At 41.2% G+C, this 1,783-nt stretch carries 2 protein-coding genes; one reads left to right on the top strand and one right to left on the bottom strand.

Going from position 1 to position 1,783, the window contains the following annotated elements:
• The first annotated feature begins 368 nt into the window (after window positions 1-368).
• The gene (locus tag QUB61_RS39260) at window positions 369-1,001 is read left to right on the top strand and encodes a hypothetical protein (RefSeq protein ID WP_333136677.1); all 633 of its coding nucleotides are present in this window, start codon (window positions 369-371) and stop codon (window positions 999-1,001) included.
• 22 nt (window positions 1,002-1,023) lie between these two features.
• Here the strand turns inward: QUB61_RS39260 and QUB61_RS39255 are convergent, their stop codons facing one another.
• Complete coding sequence (locus QUB61_RS39255) at window positions 1,024-1,668, bottom strand: tetratricopeptide repeat protein (RefSeq protein WP_333136679.1); 645 nt, start codon at window positions 1,666-1,668, stop codon at window positions 1,024-1,026.
• Between the last annotated feature and the right edge of the window lie 115 nt (window positions 1,669-1,783).

Genomic DNA, 1,783 nt, shown 5'->3' with positions numbered 1-1,783 from the left:
TGATTTTAAATCACCCTAACCTTCCCTCAGTCCTGTCTTATGGTACTATGGCTGCTTAAAAACTGTCCGAACTATTGTAAGCTTAAATTATGGGGGTTAGCTAACCATTTCCATAAATGGATGTAAGTGCTGTTTTTTATCCTTATTGATGAGCGAAATTAGCGAACCAGGAAACTCCCCTGGCTGCTACTGCTATATCTCCCACACTGTAAGGATTGCAGGTTTGAGGGACGGGTGCTATCAGCAGCAGCCCCTAGACTTCCCTCAAAGTAGCACTAAAACCCGTTTATAGAAATGGTTGGCTTATTCCTTGACATCCATTTATAGAAATGGTTAGATAGAGGTGTCAGCCATTTATGGAAACGGTAATGAGTAATAAAGCACGGAATACATCAGGCAAGTTTGCACCTAAATCTGAGACGCCTCGCAGAATCCGCTCAGTTAATCTCACAGATGAAGCTTGGCAATGGTTAGCCACTGTAGCCGATAAAGTAGGGATGAGTCGAAATGATTATTTGGAAGCGCTAGCAGGAAGCAATATTCCGTTTATAGAAACGGTGGAATTAAAATCCCAACCGTTTATTGAAGCGGTAGATGCCGAGAAAGGAGTCGATGAACTAAACATCCAGAAACAGCCAGATACCGAGCTTTATCCGTTTATAGAAACGGTACTGAGTGAGGTTGAGTCAGTCAAGCTCGAATTGGAAGCGGTACGCGCTGAGAATCAACTGCTACAGCTAGGTAACTCAAGAGTTGAGAGTTTCAACCTCAACCAGGAATTAGCTAAAGTGCGATTACAGCTTGAAGCGGTGCAGACTGAAAATGAAAAACTGAAAGCTAACCAGCCAACGGCTAAATTTGAACTACCCGACGCAGCCGACCTACTCAACCAGTTGAAAGCCAAGCGCAAAAAGTCTAGCGCATCACTCGCTGATATAGAGGCGATTTTAGAGATGATGGAAAGGTGTAAACCACTGGGAAAATTAGGAATAAAGAGCTAGCCAATTGCTGGACAGTAATTTGTCACGGGGTAACGCTACGAAGTTTGTCGGCAGCCATTTTTTTGTACTGGGGCAAGTTGTGTTTTTGAAACAAGTCTACAGACTTCTGGTAATCTTGCCGCGCCTTTTCTTTTTGTCCAGTGGCAAGATAGGCTTCCCCACGGTTTAGATAAGCGCTCGCATCATTAGGTGGGTTGATTTTTTCCTTTAAGCTTTTAGTAAAACAATTTATTGCTATTTCATGCTTTCCTGTTTTAGCAAAAGCGCGACCGAGCTTAAACGGAAATTCTGGTGATTCAATTGAGGTATTTGTTTCCATAAAGGCGCTTTGGTCGCCTTCCTTAAGTTTTTCAGTTGCATAACTTAGTTCTTTAAAGTACAGTATCCGAGCTTTATTGTACTTATTGAGAGCTTCTTGTCCTTTCCCCTGTGTCTCAAATTTGTCTCCCTCGGCTTCTACATCTCTAGAAGATTTATCTTCATCTTTTTGGACAGTAACTTTTGAAAGAGAAGTTAGACAATCTGGCGTAGCAGTTTCAACTGGACTAGGACTCGCTTCAGTGTTTGAAGTTGTTACAGGATTAGCTGTGCAGCCGTTGCGGATCAAAAGTGCGATCGCTAATCCAATCAGAACGCCCGATATTAGTTTACCAAAAAATTTAACCATAAATATTGATTTTTTGTAGGGCTTTACTAGCATAAGGTTGGCTCTACCGAACCTAGTATGTAAAAAAGTTAATAATTTTTATAAAAATTAACTATAAAATATAAAAATTAGGCGC

The organism is Microcoleus sp. C2D2 (genome assembly GCF_036702495.1).
Classification (GTDB): domain Bacteria; phylum Cyanobacteriota; class Cyanobacteriia; order Cyanobacteriales; family Microcoleaceae; genus Microcoleus.
The sequence above is the reverse complement of the archived record's forward strand: the minus strand, read 5'-3'. Positions and strand labels throughout refer to the sequence as shown.

What these genes read in the sequence shown, in the direction of transcription:
- QUB61_RS39260 (WP_333136677.1), top strand. Translation starts at nt 369, where the DNA reads ATGAGTAATAAAGCACGGAATACATCAGGCAAGTTTGCACCTAAATCT.
- QUB61_RS39255 (WP_333136679.1), bottom strand. Translation starts at nt 1,668, where the DNA reads ATGGTTAAATTTTTTGGTAAACTAATATCGGGCGTTCTGATTGGATTA.